Raw genomic sequence first — 18,503 nt, forward strand, 5'->3', positions numbered from 1 at the left:
ACCGACCGTAGGCCGGATAAGGCGCAGCCGCCATCCGGCGCGAAAGTGGCTCTTTACCCGCGGTTATTGCCCGGCGGCGCTACGCTTGCACGGGCCTACAGATCCCATGCCAGGCGTAGCCCGGGTAAGGCATAGCCGCTACCCGGGTAACGAAGAGGGATTACTCGATACCTTTGCTGCGCAGGTAGTCTTCGTAGTTGCCGCTGAAGTCGATCACCCGTTCCGGGGTAATCTCCAGCACGCGGGTGGCCAGCGAGCTGACGAACTCACGGTCGTGGGAGACGAATATCAGGGTACCCTGATACATCTCCAGCGCCATGTTCAGCGATTCGATGGATTCCATATCCAGGTGGTTGGTCGGTTCGTCCATGATCAGGATGTTTGGCTTCTGCATCATCAGCTTACCAAACAGCATCCGCCCCTTCTCACCACCGGACAGTACTTTCGCCGGCTTCTTGATGTCATCCTGGCTAAACAGCAGTCGACCAAGGATACTGCGCACCGCCTGCTCGTCGTCGCCTTCCTGTTTCCACTGGCTCATCCACTCGAAGACCGTCAGGTCGTTTTCGAACTCGTATTCATGATCCTGCGCGTAGTAGCCAAGTTGCGCGTTTTCAGACCATTTCACGGTGCCGTTATCGGGCTGCAGTTCGCCCACCAGGGTTTTCAGCATCGTGGATTTACCCACGCCGTTGGCGCCCAGAATGGCAATCTTCTCGCCCACTTCCAGCAGCAGGTTGACGTTTTTGAACAGCGGACCTTCTTCAAAGCCTTTGGTGAGGGCTTCCACTTCCAGCGCGTTACGGAACAGTTTCTTGTCCTGCTCGAAGCGGATAAACGGGTTCTGACGGCTGGAGGCTTTAACCTCTTCCAGCTTGATCTTGTCAATCTGGCGCGCGCGCGAGGTGGCCTGACGCGATTTAGAGGCGTTGGCGCTGAAGCGGCTAACGAAGGACTGCAGGTCGGCAATCTGCGCTTTTTTCTTGGCGTTGTCCGCCAGCAGACGCTCACGCGCCTGGGTGGCCGCCGTCATGTATTCGTCGTAGTTGCCCGGATAGACGCGCAGCTCGCCGTAGTCCAGATCCGCCATGTGCGTACAGACCATGTTCAGGAAGTGACGGTCGTGCGAGATGATAATCATCGTGCTGTCGCGGTCGTTCAGCGTCTGCTCCAGCCAGCGAATGGTGTCGATGTCCAGGTTGTTGGTCGGTTCGTCGAGCAACAGAATGTCCGGGTTAGAGAACAGCGCCTGCGCCAACAGGACGCGCAGCTTCCAGCCCGGGGCGACTTCGCTCATCGGGCCGTAATGTTGTTCAACCGGAATGCCCACGCCCAGCAGCAGTTCGCCCGCGCGCGCTTCAGCAGAGTAGCCGTCCATTTCGCCATATTTAACTTCCAGGTCGGCCACTTTATAGCCATCTTCTTCGCTCATCTCAGCGAGGGCGTAGATGCGATCGCGCTCCTGCTTCACTTCCCACAGCTCGCTGTGGCCCATGATCACCGTATCCAGCACGGTGAACGCCTCAAAGGCGAACTGATCCTGACGCAGCTTACCGATGCGCTCGTTCGGGTCGAGAGAAACGTTGCCCAGCGTCGGTTCGAGATCGCCGCCGAGGATCTTCATAAAGGTCGATTTACCGCTGCCGTTGGCGCCGATCAGACCATAACGGTTGCCGCCGCCAAATTTAACGGAGATATTTTCGAACAGCGGCTTACTGCCAAACTGCATGGTAACGTTGCTGGATACTAGCACGGGGATATCCTGAAAAAAGAGTATGAGGGGTGTGATACAGCAGACATTATGCCAGTAAATGACGCACTTTTCACGGTCTGCGGTAAATTCCGCCGCGGCGCTTGTGCTATGGTCTTTGTCAGATGCGCCAGAAACCTGCGCGCAAACCGTTATTCTGTACGTGATGATGAGGAGTCCCATGACCACCAGCCTACCGCGACATCCGGCCTTTTTATCCCTGCAGGGCGGCATCAATTTTCGCGACCTGGGCGGCCAGCGCACCGCCGACGGACGCCGGGTACGCAGCGGCAAGCTGCTGCGCTCCGGCGCGCTAAACCGGCTTACGGCTGAGGATCTCAACCACCTGGATACCCTGCCGCTCAGCCGGGTGCTCGACTACCGCGACCCCGGTGAAGTGCAGCGCACCCCGGACAAACTGAGCCCGCTCACCCACTATCTCAACGCGCCGGCCAATCCGCCGCTCGGCGAGGTCAATGCGAAGGTCACCGAGCTGAATGCCGCCACCCTTAATGCGCTGAACGGCGAGCAGTTTATGCTGCAACTCTATCGCCAGCTGCCGTTTAACAACCCGGCCTATCGCCAGCTCGCCGCGTGGCTGACGACCCCTTTCGACGGCGCCTTGCTGCAACACTGCGCGGTCGGTAAAGATCGCACCGGCGTCGGCTGCGCGTTAACCCTGTTCGCCGTCGGATGCGACAGCGAGACGGTGATGGAGGAGTATCTCCTCACCCATGGCATGCTGACGCAGGTGGAGGCCTGGATGCTGGAGATGCTCGGCAACGACCTGACGGCCCAGGGGCGCCAGAGCCTGGCGGACATCCTGACGGTGAAAGAGTCCTATCTCGCCGCCGCGCTGTCGGCCATTCAGCAGCGCTATGGCAATGTCGACGCCTGGCTGGCGGAAGAGTATCAGCTCACCGCCCCGGCCCGCGTCGCGCTGCAGGCCCGGCTGCTGGAAGACTAACCCCTGTCGCCCCCAACGCCAGGGCGCGGCAGCCGAGGCGACAGGGAAAAAAATGTGATTTCGTACACATCTGATTTACCTGTTCAGCGGAATGCACATATAATGCGCTCCCATCTACTGTCTCAATCATTAACAAAGGCCTGTGTGGCGTTGATTTCGCACACGACATTAAAAACTATGAAATTATCTACACTCTTAGCGGCAGCCTTCGCCATCGTAGGCTTTTGCAATACAGCGTCTGCTGTCACCTATCCTTTGCCAACCGATGGCAGCCGTTTGGTTGGTCAGAACCAGGTCATCACCATTCCGGATGATAACAAGCAGCCGCTGGAATACTTCGCGGCCAAATATCAGATGGGGCTTTCCAACATGCTGGAAGCCAACCCGGGGGTGGATACCTATCTGCCGAAGGGCGGTAGCGTCCTGAACATCCCTCAGCAGCTGATCCTGCCGGATACCGTGCATGAAGGGATCATCATCAACAGCGCGGAAATGCGTCTGTACTACTACCCGAAAGGCACCAATACCGTGATCGTTCTGCCGATCGGCATCGGCCAGTTGGGTAAAGATACGCCAATCAACTGGACCACCAAAGTCGAACGTAAGAAGGCCGGTCCGACCTGGACGCCGACCGCCAAGATGCATGCGGAATACGCTGCCGCCGGCAACCCGCTGCCTGCCGTCGTACCGGCCGGTCCGGATAACCCGATGGGTCTGTACGCGCTGTATATCGGCCGCCTGTACGCCATCCACGGTACCAACGCTAACTTCGGTATCGGCCTGCGCGTGAGCCACGGCTGCGTGCGTCTGCGCAACGATGACATCAAATTCCTGTTTGAGAACGTGCCGGTCGGCACCCGCGTGCAGTTTATCGATGAGCCGGTAAAAGCCACCACCGAGCCGGACGGCAGCCGTTACATCGAGGTTCATAACCCGCTGTCGACCACCGAAGCCCAGTTCCAGGGCGGCGAGATCGTGCCGATCACCCTGACTCAGCCGGTACAGGCGATCACCAGCCAGTCTGATGTCGATCAGAGCGTGGTTGAGCAGGCTATCCAGAACCGCTCCGGTATGCCGGTGCGTCTGAACTAAGTTCAGCATGACAGCAAAAACGGCGGGCCTGATGCCCGCCGTTTTTTTATCTGTATTGTCTCTGGCTGCGGCTGGCTAAACCTGACAACACCGTGGCCCTGCTGAGCGCTGCGCCGGCAGGGTCCCCCGGTCTAGCCGTTATTCACCAGAATAATCCCGCCGTGGTCGTAGCGATAGTGGCAGTGGGCGTACTCCAGCGGCGTGCCGTCTTCCAGATAGATAACCTGTTCCACCTCCAGCACCGGATCGGTGGCCTCGCAGTGAAGATGCTGTTTATCCAGTTCGTCCGGCTTCATCGCCCGCACCACGCGGTAAGATCCCATCAGCTTCAGCCCCAGCGTCTCCTGCACGTAGCGAAACACCGACCCCTCCAGATGGCTTTTGGTTAACCCCGGCACCAGCCCCACCGGCATGACCGTCAAATCCAGCGACACCGGCTCGCCGTTGAGCAGCCGCAGGCGGACAAAGTCATACACCGGGGCATCGGCGTCGATCAGCAGCGAACTCTGCTCCTTCTCAGTGGGAAAACGCACCTCGAAGCGCACCACTTCGCTTTGCACCTCGCCAAGATGTTCCCAGGTTTTGGTGGCGCCGAAATAGTCGCTACCGGGCAGCTCCCACTGCGACAGCTGAAGGAAATTTTTCCGCACAAAGGTGCCCTGCCCTTTGCGAGTATAGATAAGCCCTTCGACGATTAACTGGCGCATCGCCTGCTGGATGGTCATCCGGCTGGTGTTGAACTCCGCCGCCAGCGCAAACTGGTCGGGTAGCGGCGCGCTGGCAGGATACTGCTGGCTGATGATGCGTTTTTTTATTTCCCGCGCAATTTGCAGATACTTCGCCGTCATTCCCGGTCCTTTTACATTCTGTGAGTGACTGGCGGGCAGCATACTTGACCTGACCGCCAGAACATCGTTACATCACGTCGCCGTTGCTGTGGATCACCTGCTTCAGCCACGCATAGCTCTTCTTCTGCACCCGCCGCAGATCCTTGAGGTCATGGTTCTCGCGATTGACGTAGACCACGCCGTAGCGCTTACGCATATCACCCTGCGAGCTCAGGATATCGATTAATCCCCAACCGAGATAGCCGATCACCTGCGCCCCATCCTCAAACATGGCCGCTTTCATGGCGTTGATATGGTCGCGATGGTAGGCGATGCGGTAATCGTCGGCAACCGGATGTTCACCGTCCCACGACTCAATCACCCCGATGCCGTTTTCAATCGGGAACACCGGCAGGCGCCAGTCGTTATAATAGCGGGTGATGATGGTCCGGAAGCCTAGCGGATCGATCTGCCAGTTCCATTCTGTCGCTTTCAGGAACGGGTTATCCTGATTGCCAAACAGCATATAGTTGTTAACCGCCGTTCCCGCCGGGATGGTGTCGCTGTTCAGCGTCCGGCTGGCGTAATAGCTGAACGCCAGATAATCGACCTTCACCGTCGCCATCAGCGCCAGATCCTCAGGACGATAGATATCATCGAACCCTTCAGCGGCGACAAAATGCATCACTTCCGGGCTGTAGCCCTCCCCGGCGTAAGCCCGCAGCAGGTTCTGGTTTAAAAACTCGTCCAGCTGCTGGGCGCACAGGATATCGCGCGGTTTGCAGGTCGCCGGATAAACCAGGGCGTGGGCCAGCATTCCGCCCATCAGACACTGCGGCTTCGTCTGATGCAGGTGATCGGTCAGATGGACGTGCGCCATCATCACATGATGCTGGATCAGATACAGCTCGCGCAGGGTCTTCTCCCCCTGCAGGTAGCCGGAAATCAGAAACGCTTCCGGCGAATGGTACAGATTCTGTTCATTAAAGGTGAGCCAGTATTTCACCTTGTCGCCATAGCAGGCGATCATCTTCTGGCCATAGCGAATAAAGGCGTCCATCACCCGGCGGTCGGTGAATCCGTTGTAGCGCTCCGCCAGCGAGAGCGGCATATCGAAGTGGTACAGGCAGATCATCGGCTCGATGCCGCGGGCGATCAGTTCATCAATAAACTGATGGTAGAAGGCGATGCCCTCTTCATTAAATTCGCCGTCTCCCTCAGGACACACCCGGCTCCAGGCTATCTGAAAACGGTAGCAGTTCATGCCCAGATCCTGCATCAGATCGAAATCTTCCCGATAGCGATGATAGGAGTCGGTCGCCACCTTCCAGTCGGAAGCGAATTCCGCCGGTTGCCGGATATCGTACACCGACATCCCCTTGCCGCCCTCGTTCCACGCCCCCTCCGTCTGCATGCTGGAGACGGAATTACCCCATAAGAAATCTGCCGGTAGTCTGTTCTTCATCCTGCGCCTCGGTATATGACTAGTCATTTAAATTTCATGACTAGTCATATACCGAAAAGCGAACGGATGCGCAAAGCCAGGGATCGTTTTCTGTGAGCCGGGCAAAAAAAAGATCGCCCCGAGGGGCGATCCTGTCGAACGGCGTGGAGGGCGGCGTACCGCTGCGGAAATCAGGCGCAGAGTTTGAAGAGCCAATAGCCGGTAAGGGCCGCCCACAGCAGCATGGGAATGGAGTAGAGATGGAAACGCCACCAGATCCGCCGATCGCCTGCCATGCGCAGCGCGATGATATTGGCCAGCGAGCCCGGCAGCAGACCAAAGCCGCCCACGTTAACCGCCCAGGCGAGCAGGATCGAAGGCGGGACATAGTTGAGCAGCAGAATGGTCGAGGGCACATTGCTGATCACCTGCGACAGGCCGATGGCGGTCAGCCACAGTCCACCGCCGGAGAGCGTCCCGACCCCGCTCAGCACCTGGTGCAGCGCCGGAAGCTGGGTCAGCAGATGGACGTCGATAAACATCACCATAAACACCAGCAGCAGCGACCAGTCCACATGGACGATCACCGCCCGGGCCAGTATCAGGAAGCCCAGCAGCACCAGCGCCAGCCCCCACAGCGCCTGATTCATCTCCAGCGCGGTCAGGAACACCAGATACAATCCCAGACAGCTCCAGACCAGCTTTGGCTGCCACGATGGCGCCTTATCGCTACTCTGGTAGTTGAGCCGGTTTGCCGGGAAACAGAACCAGCACAGCGCCAGCAGGGTCAGCATCATTGCCGCCGCCAGCGGTAGCATCTGGCCGATGAATCCAGGGAAAGAGAGACCGGAGCGTCCCCACAGTAAGATATTCTGCGGGTTGCCGATCGGCGTCAGCAGCGACCCGGCGTTCACCGCCAGCGCTTCGAAAATAATCAGCCGGTTCACCGGGATGGCGCACCACTTCTTCAGCGTCAGGGTCAGGGGCACCACGATAAACAGCGCGACGTCGTTGGTGAGGAAGGTGGATAGCAGCGCCGCCGCCAGCACCATAAACATAGCCAGCTGGCGTTCGGTGACAAAGCGGCGGGCCATTTTACGCCCCAGCACGTCAAAATAACCGCTCAGTTCAATCCCCTTGGTCAACAGCATCAGGCCGCTGAGGGTGATGATAGTATGCCAGTCAATGGCCGCCGGCCAGCTTGCCGGGACAAACGGCACCATCACGCTGAGTACGCAGGCGATAATCAGCAGCAGATGGAGAAAACGGTCGCGCAGCAGCGACTGGACGAAGGGAAGAGTCATGCTTCCTGAGATCCCCGTGTTTGGGTAAATTTCAGGAACATCGCCAGCGTCTCCTCGCTCACGTGATGCTCCATTCCCTCCGCATCGCGGCGGGCAATCTCCGGGCTGACGCCGATAGCCAGCAGGAAGTTCTCCACGATTTGATGGCGCTCGCGGCTCTCCTGGGCCAGCTTCTCACCCTCCGCGGTTAAGAATATGCCGCGCCACGGGATCTGTTCGATAAGGCCGACACTGGCCAGCCGTTTGAGCATCTTGGCGACGGTGGGCTGCGAGACCCCCAGCCGGGCGGCCATATCCACCTGACGCGCCTCGCCCATCTCGCGGATGAGATCGGAAATCAGTTCAACATAGTCGTCAATCAGCTCGCGTCGATGCGCTTCCCGCACCTGACGGAACCCTTCAACGTGCTCTTCAACATTTACCAACTGCGTCACTTTTTTTGTTATTGGCTTACCTGCGCGACGGTTCATTGTGCTTCCTCATTCGTGTGACGCGTCAAGCATCATATAAAAAGATCCACATTGTAATGGATTGCGCCAAGAGCACAAAAAATTAACGTTTTAGCCATAGCTATAAAATATAGCCTGTGCTATATCTGTATATAATGCAAACATCCATCAGGGAATGATGGAGCGAACAGGCAGGAGGAGAGCAGATGAACGAATTCAAGAGGTGCTTAAACGTGTTTAGTCATTCCCCCTTTAAAGTACGCTTAATGCTGCTCGGTATGCTGTGCGAGATGATCAACGGTAAACCGCAGCAGGACAAACCCCATTCCTGAGGCGGCGTCGCGGTACGCCGCTTCATTTTTCTGTCATCATCCGCCGCTAAACTGACCGGTTTATCCCGTTCCCCCCACCTTTTTTCAAGTTTTGTAAGCGCCCTCGCAAAACAATCTGTTATGTCTGGTTGACCTTACCATTTACAAGCCCTATCTTTGCACAGCCCTGCCACATTCGCGGCTCGCAGAGACCCTCTTCACGCACTGTCCAGCAGGTTTTACCCCTTGACGCCAGGGGATGCGCATGGCCTCTTTTTGATTGTTTACTATGAATGTCACCACCCTGAAAGATACGCTGGTCGCCCGCCGACTGGCACTGAACCCATGGACAGGATTCTACTTTTTACAATCGCTGTTGATTAACCTGGCGCTGGGCTATGAATTTAGCCTGCTCTATACCGTGGCATTTACCTGCGTGTTACATCTTCTGTGGCGCGCCTTTCCGCGCGTGCAGAAAGGGGTGGTCGGCGCCTATTCTCTGCTGGCGGCCCTCTACTACCCGTTTGGCCAGGCTTACGGCGCGCCCAACTTCAACACCCTGCTGGCGCTGCACGCCACCAACGTGGAAGAGTCCACCGAAATTCTCACTATCTTCCCGTGGTACAACTATCTGCTGGCGGTATTTATCTTCGCGCTGGGGATCATTGCGGTCCGCCGCAGGATCGTCGAGCAGACCCGCTGGGGAAAAATGGAGACCCTGGGCCTGCTGTTCAGCATCGGGATCTTCTTTCTCCAGCCGGTGCAAAATCTCGCCTGGGGCGGGGTATTCAAGGTAATCGATACCGGTTACCCGGCCTTCCGTTTTGTCAAAGACGTGGTGGTGAATAATAACGAGGTGCTGGACGAGCAGGCGCGGATGGCGCAGCTGGCCGGCATGAAAGACAGCTGGCACGTGCTGGCGGTGAAGCCGAAGTACCATCTCTATGTGGTGGTGATCGGTGAAAGCGCCCGCCGCGACGCCCTCGGCGCCTTCGGCGGCCACTGGGACAACACGCCGTTTGCCAGTTCGGTGAACGGGTATCTGTTTAACAACTACGTCGCCGCCAGCGGCTCGACGCAAAAATCCCTCGGCCTGACGCTTAACCGGGTGGTCGATGGCAAACCGCAGTTTCAGGATAACTTTGTCACCCTCGCCAACCGTGCCGGTTTCCAGACCTGGTGGTTCTCCAATCAGGGACAGATCGGCGAGTACGACACCGCTATCGCCAGTATCGCCAAACGGGCGGACGAAGTGCAGTTCCTGAAAAACGGCGATTTCGAAGCCAATAAAAACACCCAGGACGAGCAGTTACTCAAGTTGACCGAGCAGGTACTCTCCACCCAGCGCACCCAGCCGCAGCTGATTGTTCTGCACTTGATGGGCTCGCACCCGCAGGCCTGCGACCGAACCAAAGGCAAATACACGGTTTTCGTCCAGTCGAAAGAGACCTCCTGCTATCTCTACAGCATGACGCAAACCGATACCCTGCTGGCTAAGCTCTACAGTCAGTTGCAAAATTCCGGCGCCACCTTTTCCCTGACCTACTTTTCCGATCATGGTCTGGCGTTCAAGGAGCGAGGCAAAGAGGTGCAGTATCTGGCGCACGACGATAAGTTCCAGCAGAACTTCCAGGTGCCGTTTATGGTGCTCTCCAGCGATGACAAAGCGCATAAAGTGATTAAGGCGCAGCGCTCGGCGAATGATTTCCTCAGCTTCTTCTCGCAATGGACCGGAATCAAGGCGGCGGAAATCGCCCCGCGCTATCGGTTTATCTCTGAGCAGAAGGCCGGCCCGGTGTATATCACCAACTTCCAGCTGCAGAAGGTAGACTATTCACACCTCGGCAGCGATGAGTTCACCATCAACTAAAACGACGCGTTCAGCGCCGGCCAACCGGCCGGGCTGGCGATCGCCAGGCAAAAAAAATCCGCCCCGGAAGGCGGATTTTTTATATCACCGGAGTGATTAGAAGCGGTAACCCACGCCAGCAATCCAGGTGCCGACGTCAACGTTACGAATACGAGACTGCTCGTAGGAGAAGTCCAGGGCAACGTTTTCGATCGGGTTGAACTGCAGACCAGCACCGTAGGAGAAACCGTAGTCGCTCATATCGGATTTATTAGGGAAGTTGTTGTTCTGGAATTTACCGTAACCAACACCCACTACGCCGTAGATGCTTGCCCAGTCGTTCAGACGGTAAGCCGGACCTGCGGTGATGCCGTAGTACTGACCTTTGTTGTAAGTACCGTTGCTGTTGTTATCCTTCTCGGTGTAGGTGAAGGAACCGATAACACCCAGCGGGTTGTTATCTTGCTCGTAACGGTATTTCAGGTTGAAACCGCCAGCTTTGTTCGCTTTACCCTGCATGTCGCTCTGCGCGTAACCGCCGGTTACAGTAGAAGTTGCAGCAAATGCAGTGGTACCTACGGATGCAGCCAGAACAACGGCCAGTGCTGAAAGACGTGCAATTTTATTCATAACCACCTCAAATGTGTTTCTAATAAGTCCTAAGCCTTAAATATATCAAAAACTTTTGGGAAACTCTTTGGAGTTTACATTGTCTAACATACTTTTTCATGTAACCAAAAGTTTCCATATTTCTATAACAATATGGAAAACAACAGTTTTTGGCGTTAACTTACAGTTTAACGCTCATTAAGAAATTCGCAAGCATCCAGATTAATCCTAATCACCTGGTGAATTTCTCAGCAACGTTCGCCATTGTACTGTTTTTGCCCCTGTTTTTTTCAACATTAGCTCAACCGCCAGCAGCTAATTCCAGTACACTGGAACTTTTACCCCTTTTGACAAAAACTGACAGGAGAAAGGATGCCCGGTCCATCCCGAAAAGCGGCGGCATGGTTGCCAATAGTGGTGATTTTAATCGCTATGACCTCGATTCAGAGCGGCGCATCGCTCGCCAAATCGCTGTTCCCGGTGGTCGGCGCCCCGGGGGTTACCGCCCTGCGCCTGGCGCTCGGGACGCTGATCCTGGTGGTGGTGTTCAAGCCCTGGCGGCTGCGTTTCTCTCCGGCCCAGCGCGTGCCGCTGCTGCTGTACGGCCTGGCGCTCGGGGCGATGAACTATCTGTTTTATTTATCCCTGCAGCGTATTCCGCTCGGCGTGGCGGTAGCCCTCGAGTTTACCGGCCCGCTGGCGGTGGCGCTTTTCGGCTCGCGCCGCCCGCTGGATTTTGTCTGGGTGGCGCTGGCGATCCTCGGGCTGTGGTATCTCCTGCCGCTGGGCCAGAACGTGGCGCAGGTGGATTTAACCGGCGCGCTGTTCGCTCTCGGCGCCGGAGCCTGTTGGGCGGTCTATATTCTGACCGGCCAGCGCGCGGGCGAGGAGCATGGTCCAGCCACGGTGGCGATGGGGTCGCTTATCGCCTCGCTGGTCTTTGTCCCGTTAGGCATGGCGCAAGCTACCGATACGCTGTGGCAATGGTCGCTGCTGCCCCTGGGGCTGGGGATTGCCATTCTCTCCACTGCACTCCCCTACTCCCTGGAGATGATGGCCCTGACGCGCCTGCCGACGCGCACCTTCGGCACGCTGATGAGCCTCGAGCCAGCGCTAGCCGCCCTGTCCGGTATGGTCTTCCTCGGCGAAACCCTGAATCTCTCCCAGACCCTGGCGCTGGGCGCTATTATCATCGCCTCAATGGGCGCCACGCTGACCATGCAGCGGCAGAGCAAAATTAAGCAAGTCGATATCAATTAACATTCTGTTACGGCGGCGGCCCGCGCGAGTTACGGGCCCGCCAGCCTCCGCTAACCTTCTGACTTAGCTTGTTTTTTCAAATAGCCAACCACTTTACGCTATCGGAGTAATATGGCCTGCCGATGCCTCATACTTTAAAACCCTTGCTATACTTAGTCCCGAAGTTACCTGGGACAACGCTCCACATCATTCAGCTTTGAAGTGTGACGAGCATCAATATCAAGAGGATATGAAACGATGAGTACCGCTAAACTGGTTAAATCAAAAGCATCTAATCTGGTCTATACCCGCAACGATGTCGCTGACAGCGAAAAGAAAGCGACCATTGAGCTGTTGAATCGCCAGGTGATCCAGTTCATTGACCTGTCCCTTATCACCAAGCAGGCACACTGGAATATGCGCGGTGCGAACTTTATCGCCGTGCACGAAATGCTGGATGGCTTCCGTACCGCGCTCACTGAGCATCTGGATACCATGGCGGAGCGCGCCGTACAGCTGGGCGGCGTCGCCCTGGGCACCACTCAGGTGATCAACAGCAAAACCCCGCTGCAGAGCTATCCGCTGGATATCCATCATGTTCAGGATCACCTGAAAGCGCTGGCGGACCGTTACGCGGTAGTGGCGAACGATGTGCGCAAAGCGATCGGTGAAGCCAAAGACGAAGATACCGCAGATATCTTCACCGCCGCTTCCCGCGACCTGGATAAATTCCTGTGGTTTATTGAAGCGAACATCGAGTAAGGCTTTGCCGTCGGCCGTAGCGCGGTCGACGGCGCCTTTGCTTTCCCATCCCAACCATTGCTGTTTTTCCCCTCCGCCTTTCCCTCACCCGCTGTCCTTGCACCATTTCAGGGCGTCAAATTGATGAAAATGCGCACAAAAGTAAAACAATTGTAATAATCACCTCACACAATCGTTACACCGAGATTGTTTTCCCATCAGGGTTTGCGCTAAAAATGGGCTCGTTATTCAGCGACCTCAGGATGCACCAAAATAACGCCCCGTTATGGTGCACTCTTTGCCTGAAATGATCGATATTGTGCAGCGGCTACCGCTTCGTTTGTTTAAAAACAACAGGTTGTAAAAGTGGCACGATTTTTTCATTAGGCTAGTCGTTCTCGCAGGGGATCGTCCCGTGGATATAAAAGGAAATGCTATGAAGTCTGTATTTAAAGTTTCACTGGCTGCACTGACCCTGGCTTTTGCGGTTTCTTCCCATGCCGCCAATAAGACCCTGGTTGTCGCCACCGATACGGCGTTCGTCCCGTTCGAATTTAAGCAAGGCGATAAGTATGTGGGTTTTGACGTTGACCTGTGGGCGGCCATCGCCAAAGAGCTGAAGCTCGACTACACCCTGAAGCCGATGGACTTCAGCGGCATTATCCCGGCGCTGCAAACCAAAAATATCGATCTGGCGTTGGCGGGGATCACCATTACCGACGAGCGTAAAAAAGCCATCGACTTCTCTGACGGCTACTACAAAAGCGGCCTGCTGGTGATGGTCAACGCCAATAATAACGACATCAAAGATGTGAAAGATCTGAACGGCAAAGTGGTCGCGGTGAAGAGCGGCACCGGCTCCGTTGACTACGCCAAAGCTAATATCAAAACCAAAGATCTGCGTCAGTTCCCGAACATCGATAACGCCTATATGGAGCTGGGTACCGGCCGCGCGGATGCCGTCCTGCACGATACGCCGAACATCCTCTACTTCATCAAAACTGCGGGCAACGGCAAATTCAAAGCGGTAGGTGAATCACTGGAAGCGCAAAACTACGGTATCGCCTTCCCGAAAGGCAGCGACGAGCTGCGTGAGAAAGTGAACGGTGCGCTGAAAACGCTGCGCGAGAACGGCACCTACAACGAAATTTATAAAAAATGGTTCGGCACTGAACCAAAATAATAAAAATGTCCTTCGCCGGGCGCAGGCCCGGCGACATCACAACGGTCTTCCGGCACAGACGCTGCGGAAGACCGTATTTTGGCGGAGGCTTTCCTCTGCTCTCGACACGGTAACAGGAACGTATTATGCAGTTTGACTGGAGTGCCATCTGGCCCGCCATTCCGATTTTGCTGGAAGGCGCCAAAATGACGCTGTGGATTTCCGTCCTCGGCCTGGCCGGCGGCCTGATCATCGGTCTGGTGGCCGGTTTCGCCCGCTGCTTCGGCGGCTGGATCGCCAACCACATCGCGCTGGTGTTTATTGAAATCATTCGCGGCACCCCGATTGTGGTGCAGGTTATGTTCATCTACTTTGCGCTGCCGATGGCCTTTAGCGATCTGCGCATTGACCCCTTCTCCGCGGCGGTAGTGACCATCATGATTAACTCGGGCGCCTATATCGCGGAAATTACCCGCGGCGCGGTGCTCTCCATTCATAAAGGCTTCCGCGAAGCGGGCCTGGCGCTCGGCCTGTCGCGTCGCGAAACCATTCGCCACGTGATCCTGCCACTGGCGCTGCGCCGCATGCTGCCGCCGCTGGGCAACCAGTGGATCATCAGCATCAAGGATACCTCGCTGTTCATCGTCATCGGCGTCGCCGAACTGACCCGTCAGGGACAGGAGATCATCGCCGGCAACTTCCGCGCGCTGGAAATCTGGAGCGCCGTTGCCGTGATCTACCTGATCATCACCCTGGTCTTGAGCTTTATTCTGCGTCGTCTTGAAAGAAGGATGAAAATCCTGTGATTGAATTTAAAAACGTCTCCAAGCACTTTGGCCCAACCCAGGTGCTGCACGATATCTCTCTGAAAATCAATCAGGGTGAAGTGGTGGTCATCATCGGCCCGTCCGGCTCCGGTAAATCGACGATGCTGCGCTGTATCAATAAACTGGAAGAGATCACCAGCGGCGATCTGATTGTCGATGGCCTGAAGGTCAACGATCCAAAGGTGGACGAACGTCTGATTCGTCAGGAAGCAGGAATGGTGTTCCAGCAGTTTTACCTGTTCCCGCACCTGACGGCGCTGGAAAACGTGATGTTTGGCCCGCTGCGGGTACGCGGCGCCAGCAAACAGGCAGCGGAGAAGCTGGCGAAAGATCTGCTGGCGAAAGTCGGTCTGGCTGAGCGCGCGCATCACTATCCGTCTGAACTCTCCGGCGGCCAGCAGCAGCGTGTGGCCATCGCCCGCGCGCTGGCGGTGAAGCCGAAGATGATGCTGTTTGATGAGCCCACCTCCGCGCTCGACCCGGAACTGCGCCATGAAGTGCTCAAGGTGATGCAGGATCTGGCGGAAGAGGGTATGACGATGGTGATTGTGACCCACGAAATCGGCTTTGCCGAAAAAGTGGCCTCGCGACTGATCTTTATCGACAAAGGACGAATTGCCGAAGACGGCAATCCACAGGAGTTGGTGAACAACCCGCCAAGCCCGCGTCTGCGCGAATTCCTGCAGCACGTCGCCTGACCCACAACGGCTCTCTCCCTCGCGGAGAGAGCCGCTTTCCAGATTCCTCTTCCCTCCCCTTCCGCCAGCGGCTTCTATACTTACCCGTTTACGTTGCAACGGAGGTGCCCATGCCGTGGATCCTGCTTTTGCTCGCTGCACTGTTTACTGCCCCGCTTTCCGCCGCCGCCCTGCCCGGCGTGCCGACCGCTAACGCCGATAAAACCAGCGCCAGCGAACCCGATATAGAACAGAAAAGAGCGGCCTATGCCGCGCTGGCCGACGTGCTGGCCAACGACGCCGCCCGCCAAGAGCTCATTGACCAGCTGCGTAAAGCGGCCGCCACGCCGCCGCCCGACAGCACCCCGACGCTGACGCCGCCGGCGGTGAAAGAAGAGACCACCGTGCTGGAGAACGTCACGCAGATCAGCCGGGAATATGGCGATGAGCTCTCATCGCGCTTTTCCCAGCTGTGGCGCAATATTACCGGCTCGCCGCATAAGCCCTTTAATCCACAAACCTTTACCAGCGCCGCCTGGCATTTTTTACTGCTGGCCGGGCTGGTGTTTGCCTTCTGGTGGCTGGTACGCCTCGCGGCGCTGCCGCTGTATCGTAAAATGGGCGAATGGGGACGGCATAAAAACCGCGATCGCGGAAACTGGCTCCAGCTGCCGTTGACCATCGCCGGGGCGTTTATTATCGATCTGCTGCTGCTGGCGCTGACCCTGTTTGTCGGTCAGCTGTTGAGCGATCGTCTGGATGGCAACAACCCCACTATCGCCTTTCAGCAGAGCCTTTTCCTCAACGCCTTCGCGCTGATCGAGTTCTTTAAAGCCATCCTGCGGCTCATTTTCTGCCCGCGCATTCCAGCGCTCAGGCCCTTTAACCTCAGCGACGAGGCCGCCTCCTACTGGAGTCTGCGCCTGAGCGCCCTCAGCAGCCTGATCGGCTACGGCCTGATCGTCGCGGTGCCGATTATCTCTAACCAGGTGAATGTTCAGGTCGGCGCGCTGGCTAACGTCATCATCATGCTGTGCATTACGCTGTGGGCGCTGTATCTGATTTTTCATAACAAAGCGGTGATTACGCAGGGGCTGATCCATCTGGCTGACCGCTCGCTCTCCTTTTTTAGCCTGTTTATCCGCGCCTTCGCCCTGATCTGGCACTGGCTGGCCTGCGCCTACTTTGTGGTGCTCTTCTTCTTTTCCCTGTTCGACCCAGGCAACAGCCTGAAATTTATGATGGGCGCCACCCTGCGCAGCCTGGCGATTATCGGCGGCGCGGCGCTGGTGTCCGGCATCCTGTCGCGCTGGATAGCCAAAACCATCACTCTCTCCCCTGCCACCCAGCGCAACTATCCTGAGCTGCAAAAGCGGCTGAACGGCTGGATCTCCGCCTCGCTGAAGGCAGCGCGCATTCTCACCGTCTGTGTCGCCATAATGCTGCTCCTGAGCGCCTGGGGGCTGTTTGACTTCCGCGAATGGCTGCACAACGATGCCGGGCAAAAAACGGTGGATGTGCTGATCCGTATCGCTCTTATCCTCTTCTTCTCCGCTATCGGCTGGACGGTGCTGGCCAGCCTGATCGAAAACCGTCTGGCCTCGGATATCCATGGCCGTCCGCTGCCCAGCGCGCGGGCCCGTACGCTGCTAACCCTGTTTCGCAACGCGCTGGCGGTGGTGATCAGCACCATCACGGTGATGATTTTGCTCTCGGAGATTGGGGTCAATATCGCGCCGCTGCTGGCGGGCGCCGGGGCGTTAGGGCTGGCCATCTCGTTTGGCGCGCAAACCCTGGTTAAAGACATTATCACCGGCATTTTTATCCAGTTTGAGAACGGGATGAATACCGGCGACCTGGTCACCATCGGGCCTTTGACCGGCACGGTGGAACGGATGTCGATTCGCTCAGTGGGGGTGCGCCAGGATACCGGCGCCTATCACATTATTCCCTGGTCCTCGATCACCACCTTTGCCAACTTCGTGCGCGGCATTGGCTCGGTGGTGGCTAACTATGACGTCGATCGCCATGAGGATCTGGATAAAGCCAGCCAGGCGCTGAAGGCGGCAGTGGACGATCTGCTGGCCCAGGAGGAGATCCGCGGCCTGATCATTGGCGAACCGTCGTTCGCCGGGCTGGTGGGGTTGAGCAATACCGCCTTTACGCTGCGCGTCAGCTTCACCACCCTGCCGCTGAAGCAGTGGACGGTGCGCTTTGCCCTTGATACCCAGGTGAAAAAGCACTTCGATCGCGCCGGGGTTCGCGCCCCGGTACAGACCTGGCAGCAATTGCCGATGCCGGGCGCCGACAGCCCGGCCGTGGAGTAGTTAGAACGGACGGCGGCGTTTGGCGTCGTCCATAAAGCTCCAGGCGATAAAGCGGCTCTGCTTTTGCCCCTGGGCCATCTCTTTTTTCACCACTTTCACTGCCCCGACCTCGGTCAGCAGGCGGTAGAGCGGCGGCAGATTGTCGCCGCGCGACACCAGCGAGGTAAACCATTTCACCTGGCGGGCGAAGGCCTGACTTTCGCGGATCATCTGCGAGATAAAGGCCACTTCGCCCCCCTCGCACCACAGCTCCTGCTGCTGACCGCCAAAGTTAAGCCCGCTGTCGGCGCCGAGTCCGAGATTGCGGCGCTTGCGCTCGCCGCCCGCCCGGGCGCTCTCTGCGGAGTCATGGAACGGCGGATTGCACAGGGTGGCGTCATAGGTCTCGTTTTTGTGGATCACGCCGTGGAAGATGGCCTGGCTCTCTTTTTGCCGACGCAGACGGATCTGCCGGGTCAATCCCGGGTTGCCATTAACAATCGACTGCGCGCTGGCGAAGGCTTCCGGGCTGATTTCGCTGCCGGTAAAGCGCCAGCCGTATTCGTGAACGCCGATCAGGGGATAGATGAGGTTGGCGCCGGTGCCAATATCGAGGATCGTGGCTTGCTTCGGCACTTCGCCGCTGTCCCCGGCCAGCAGATCCGCCAGATGATGAATATAATCGGCCCGCCCGGGCACCGGCGGACAGAGAAAACCGTCAGGAATGTCCCAGTGTTTGACCGCGTAGAAATGCGCCAGCAGCGCTTTATTCAACGCCTTAACCGCCTGCGGATTGGCAAAATCAATGGTCTGCTCACCCCGCGGATTGAGCGTAATGTATCCCTGCAGGTCAGGATGAGCCTGGCAGAGCGCGGGCAGGTCGTAGCGTTGATGGTGGCGGTTACGCGGGTGTAACCCCGGTTTCTGGGCTTTCATGACAATCTCCTTT

The 18,503-nt window shown here is 57.1% G+C and carries 16 protein-coding genes and 1 pseudogene; 10 read left to right on the plus strand and 7 right to left on the minus strand.

The window, feature by feature from the left end; genetic code table 11:
• Positions 1-160: 160 nt before the first annotated feature.
• Complete coding sequence (locus MKS11_RS10955) at positions 161-1,753, minus strand: ABC-F family ATPase (protein WP_004886235.1); 1,593 nt, start codon at positions 1,751-1,753, stop codon at positions 161-163.
• A gap of 48 nt (positions 1,754-1,801) precedes the next feature.
• Between MKS11_RS10955 and MKS11_RS10960 the strand changes: the two are divergent.
• Both MKS11_RS10960 and ldtB read left to right on the plus strand, forming a co-directional pair.
• Positions 1,802-2,717 (plus strand): annotated as a pseudogene (locus MKS11_RS10960) (tyrosine-protein phosphatase).
• A 177-nt stretch (positions 2,718-2,894) separates the two neighbouring features.
• Positions 2,895-3,809, plus strand: a complete 915-nt coding sequence (gene ldtB / locus MKS11_RS10965; protein WP_004886230.1) for a L,D-transpeptidase — start codon at positions 2,895-2,897, stop codon at positions 3,807-3,809.
• Positions 3,810-3,940: 131 nt separating this feature from the next.
• Here the strand turns inward: ldtB and MKS11_RS10970 are convergent, their stop codons facing one another.
• The 4 genes from MKS11_RS10970 to mntR all read right to left on the minus strand — a co-directional run bounded on the left by MKS11_RS10970 (position 3,941) and on the right by mntR (position 7,854).
• Positions 3,941-4,657 carry a GntR family transcriptional regulator gene (locus MKS11_RS10970; RefSeq protein ID WP_065802257.1) on the minus strand — a complete coding sequence of 239 codons (717 nt, stop codon included), beginning with the start codon at positions 4,655-4,657 and terminating at the stop codon, positions 3,941-3,943.
• A 67-nt stretch (positions 4,658-4,724) separates the two neighbouring features.
• On the minus strand, positions 4,725-6,101 hold the full coding sequence (locus MKS11_RS10975) for a glycoside hydrolase family 1 protein (RefSeq protein WP_284109530.1): 1,377 nt from the start codon (positions 6,099-6,101) through the stop codon (positions 4,725-4,727).
• A gap of 170 nt (positions 6,102-6,271) precedes the next feature.
• The gene (locus MKS11_RS10980) at positions 6,272-7,384 is read right to left on the minus strand and encodes an anion transporter (RefSeq protein WP_004886219.1); all 1,113 of its coding nucleotides are present in this window, start codon (positions 7,382-7,384) and stop codon (positions 6,272-6,274) included.
• Positions 7,381-7,854, minus strand: a complete 474-nt coding sequence (mntR, locus tag MKS11_RS10985; RefSeq protein ID WP_087771577.1) for a manganese-binding transcriptional regulator MntR — start codon at positions 7,852-7,854, stop codon at positions 7,381-7,383. Before mntR ends, MKS11_RS10980 begins: the two co-directional genes overlap by 4 nt.
• 185 nt (positions 7,855-8,039) lie before the next feature.
• Here mntR and mntS point away from each other — a divergent pair, with 185 nt between their 5' ends.
• Positions 8,040-8,165 (plus strand): manganase accumulation protein MntS, encoded by a 126-nt coding sequence (mntS, locus tag MKS11_RS10990; protein WP_004886214.1) that lies wholly within the window; start codon positions 8,040-8,042, stop codon positions 8,163-8,165.
• A 268-nt stretch (positions 8,166-8,433) separates the two neighbouring features.
• Positions 8,434-10,014, plus strand: coding sequence for a phosphoethanolamine transferase (locus MKS11_RS10995; protein ID WP_004886211.1), 1,581 nt, complete (start codon positions 8,434-8,436; stop codon positions 10,012-10,014).
• 96 nt (positions 10,015-10,110) lie between these two features.
• On the opposite strand, the gene ompX is transcribed toward MKS11_RS10995, so the two are convergent.
• Positions 10,111-10,623, minus strand: a complete 513-nt coding sequence (ompX, locus tag MKS11_RS11000; RefSeq protein ID WP_004886207.1) for an outer membrane protein OmpX — start codon at positions 10,621-10,623, stop codon at positions 10,111-10,113.
• A 351-nt stretch (positions 10,624-10,974) separates the two neighbouring features.
• Here ompX and rhtA point away from each other — a divergent pair, with 351 nt between their 5' ends.
• The 6 genes from rhtA (at position 10,975) to ybiO (ending at position 17,575) form a co-directional block, all read left to right on the plus strand.
• The gene (rhtA, locus tag MKS11_RS11005) at positions 10,975-11,862 is read left to right on the plus strand and encodes a threonine/homoserine exporter RhtA (protein ID WP_004886203.1); all 888 of its coding nucleotides are present in this window, start codon (positions 10,975-10,977) and stop codon (positions 11,860-11,862) included.
• 237 nt (positions 11,863-12,099) lie between these two features.
• Positions 12,100-12,603, plus strand: a complete 504-nt coding sequence (gene dps / locus MKS11_RS11010) for a DNA starvation/stationary phase protection protein Dps (RefSeq protein WP_004886200.1) — start codon at positions 12,100-12,102, stop codon at positions 12,601-12,603.
• Positions 12,604-13,018: 415 nt separating this feature from the next.
• The gene (gene glnH, locus MKS11_RS11015) at positions 13,019-13,765 is read left to right on the plus strand and encodes a glutamine ABC transporter substrate-binding protein GlnH (RefSeq protein WP_004886198.1); all 747 of its coding nucleotides are present in this window, start codon (positions 13,019-13,021) and stop codon (positions 13,763-13,765) included.
• Between the two features lie 125 nt (positions 13,766-13,890).
• A complete protein-coding gene (gene glnP / locus MKS11_RS11020) occupies positions 13,891-14,550 on the plus strand; it encodes a glutamine ABC transporter permease GlnP (RefSeq protein WP_002895837.1) in 660 nt (219 codons plus the stop codon).
• Positions 14,547-15,269 carry a glutamine ABC transporter ATP-binding protein GlnQ gene (gene glnQ / locus MKS11_RS11025; protein WP_004212183.1) on the plus strand — a complete coding sequence of 241 codons (723 nt, stop codon included), beginning with the start codon at positions 14,547-14,549 and terminating at the stop codon, positions 15,267-15,269. Before glnP ends, glnQ begins: the two co-directional genes overlap by 4 nt.
• A gap of 110 nt (positions 15,270-15,379) precedes the next feature.
• Entirely contained in the window at positions 15,380-17,575 is a 2,196-nt protein-coding gene (gene ybiO, locus MKS11_RS11030) for a mechanosensitive channel protein (protein ID WP_087771578.1), read from the plus strand.
• On the opposite strand, the gene rlmF is transcribed toward ybiO, so the two are convergent.
• Positions 17,576-18,490, minus strand: a complete 915-nt coding sequence (gene rlmF, locus MKS11_RS11035) for a 23S rRNA (adenine(1618)-N(6))-methyltransferase RlmF (RefSeq protein WP_284109531.1) — start codon at positions 18,488-18,490, stop codon at positions 17,576-17,578. It abuts the gene before it with no gap.
• Between the last annotated feature and the right edge of the window lie 13 nt (positions 18,491-18,503).

It is taken from the genome of Klebsiella sp. K5-45 (genome assembly GCF_030128605.1).
Classification (GTDB): domain Bacteria; phylum Pseudomonadota; class Gammaproteobacteria; order Enterobacterales; family Enterobacteriaceae; genus Klebsiella; species Klebsiella quasipneumoniae.